Origin of the sequence: Synechococcus sp. R6-5, from assembly GCF_047461775.1 — a bacterium.
GTDB lineage: Bacteria > Cyanobacteriota > Cyanobacteriia > Thermostichales > Thermostichaceae > Thermostichus.
Window position 1 is genome coordinate 1 of sequence record NZ_JANSHV010000353.1, and the last position, 2637, is coordinate 2637.

Here is a 2637-nt window from a genome sequence, read left to right on the forward strand (position 1 = left end):
CGCATAGCGCGGGTGTCGGGTAGTTTACTTTTATCGGACTGGCGGTTGGGGATCCTCGCTTTGCAGGCGGAGAATTTCGGCCTCAATGCGCTGTTGCAAAGCTTTGCCCTCTTCGGAGCGGATCAAGAGTGTAATGCGGTTGTAGTCGGGCACAGTCATACCGTGGCGAGTGATGATCTCGGTCGCGGTGCGGATGAATTCTCGCCGGATTTGATCTTTGCTGGCCGGGTCGTTTGTGGCTTGGGAGCGCTTTTGGGCCTCTTGCCGGTGGGGCTCCATCTCCAAGACGATACGGGCGTACATTGTTACCTGCTCATCGCTCAACACCACAGAGGTGGTGGGGGTTTGGGCCACGGCCAGAGAAACAGTCAGCACAGGGATCCAAGTGCAAACCCAGATCAAACCCACCAGCCCTTTTTGGACCACGCTTTGGATTGGAAATGCCGTCCACCGTCTCCGACTTGCTTTGCCTGACACCGCTGATGTCTCCCCACCCGCCAACTGTTGCTCAGGTTGCCTAGGGTTTTTGTGAGCTTTCGGCCCCACGCCGGTTCAACACTCTGATGAACCCCGCGGGCTTCGATCCTATCTGCTTCTCTCTGTGAAAGCCCAGGGCGTCGTCCACGCTGACAACTGAGCTTGCTTTTCCATTTGACCGAAAACTGGTCTTTAGGTTCCAGTTCCAGTCCCTTTCCAGCCTATCTGACCCCCAGAAGGGAGTGGCCTCTGGGATAATGGGGATGAATTGTTGGTTATTGCCCCTATGCATTTGGAACGTCGCCCGGTTTTCCCGTTTACGGCCATCGTCGGCCAAGAGGAGATGAAATTGGCCTTGCTCCTCAACGTGATCGACCCGCGCATTGGCGGGGTGCTGATCATGGGGGATCGCGGCACGGGCAAGTCCACCACCATTCGCGCTTTGGCCGACCTGCTGCCCCGGATCGAGGTGGTGAAAGGGGATCCCTTCAACAGCCACCCGCGGCAGCGGGACTTGATGAGCGATCAAGTGTGGGAGCGCCTGCAGGCGGGAGAAACGCTGGAAAGCACTTGGATCCAGGTGCCGATGGTGGATCTGCCCTTGGGGGCAACGGAAGACCGGGTGTGTGGCACTCTCGACATTGAGCGGGCCTTGGCTCAGGGGGTGAAGGCTTTTGAGCCAGGGCTACTAGCCAAGGCCAATCGAGGCATCCTTTACGTGGATGAAGTCAATTTGCTGGATGACCACTTGGTGGATGTGTTGCTGGATGCGGCGGCCTCAGGCTGGAACACCGTGGAACGGGAGGGCATTTCCATTCGTCATCCGGCTCGGTTTGTGCTGGTGGGATCCGGCAACCCGGAAGAGGGGGAATTGCGGCCTCAACTGCTGGATCGCTTTGGCATGTTTGTCCAGATCGAAACGGTGCGAGATGCCGCCCTGCGGGTGCGGATCGTGGAGGAGCGCAGCCAGTTCGACGCCGATCCCCAGGCTTTTTTGGCCAAGTATGCCGATTCCCAGCAGCGCCTGCGGGAGCGCATCGAAAAAGCCCAACATCTTTTGCCCAACGTGGCAGTGGATCCCGACTTGCGCTTGAAGATCTCTGGGGTATGCGCGGCTTTGGAGGTGGATGGACTGCGCGGAGACATTGTAACCAACCGGGCTGCCAAAGCCCTGGCAGCTCTAGAGGGGCGCAGTGAGGTCACCGTCGCCGATATCCGTCGGGTGATCAGCCTGTGTTTGCGCCACCGCCTGCGCAAGGATCCTCTGGAGACCATCGACTCGGGCTACAAGGTGGAAAAAGCCTTCAGCGAAGTGTTCCAGGTGAGCTTGGAGAGCGCCGCCTAGCCCAAGCACTCCGCGCTGCTAGCCCTCACCCCCGGCCCCTCTCCCGGCGAAGGGAAGTTGGGAGCGGCGAACCTCAGCCAAATAGGGCCGCTAACTTGTCGGCAATGGCGGCAATCCAGGCTTGCTCCTGCCGGCTGAAGCTGCGTGGGGTATCGCTCCCCAAAATCAAGCACCCTCGCTGGCCGATGGGCTGGCACAGCACGGCTTGGGATCCGGGGGGCAACAGGCCATCGAACTCGGCGCGGGCCGGGAACAGCTTGAGATCCACCAAATACACGGGCCGCCCCGTCTGCAAGACCCGCTGTAAAACGCTCTTGGGCTGAATGGAGGGCATCTGGCCGGGGGTGGCTAGGATCCCCCGTTGCAGGAGGGTTCGCCCACCCACCCAGATCACCACGGTGCGGGCGGCGGTGGTGCTGAGCAGGGTATGGGAGGCCCAAGCCAGCTCCAGTTTCTCACTTTCGGAAAGATCGGGATGCCAATCACAGCCGGGGATCCCTTGCAGGGGGGCCGTTTGGGGTGGAAGAGGCTGGATCTGCTGCCACAGCAGGCCGGTCAGGATCAAAACGGCGCTGAGGAGGATCCCCAAGGCATCTGAACGGGACTGGCTGGTGAGCAATTCCGGCGTAAAGGCCAGTCGATTAATAACCAAAAGGACGCTGCCCAAAAGGCCGGTCACCAGAGGCAGCCGCCTCACCCAGCGATTGGGATCCCTGGGGGCTGGAGTGGGTTCAACCGTCAAGGCAGGCTAGGCATAACCTAGAGGAAGTAACGGGAGAGAAGGGAGAAGCTGATACATTTACGCTGAACACTGC

3 protein-coding genes are annotated in these 2637 nt (G+C 60.0%); 1 reads left to right on the top strand and 2 read right to left on the bottom strand.

All coding sequences use genetic code 11. The annotated features are described in order from the left end of the window. Positions 1–30: 30 nt before the first annotated feature. Entirely contained in the window at positions 31–375 is a 345-nt protein-coding gene (locus NW818_RS13655; protein WP_414331953.1) for a DUF4168 domain-containing protein, read from the bottom strand. A 388-nt stretch (positions 376–763) separates the two neighbouring features. Here NW818_RS13655 and bchI point away from each other — a divergent pair, with 388 nt between their 5' ends. Beyond that, a complete protein-coding gene (gene bchI, locus NW818_RS13660) occupies positions 764–1822 on the top strand; it encodes a magnesium chelatase ATPase subunit I (RefSeq protein ID WP_414350299.1) in 1059 nt (352 codons plus the stop codon). Positions 1823–1895: 73 nt separating this feature from the next. Here bchI and NW818_RS13665 read toward each other — a convergent pair whose 3' ends face one another. Further along, a complete protein-coding gene (locus NW818_RS13665; RefSeq protein ID WP_414408580.1) occupies positions 1896–2564 on the bottom strand; it encodes a cofactor assembly of complex C subunit B in 669 nt (222 codons plus the stop codon). Positions 2565–2637: the final 73 nt, after the last annotated feature.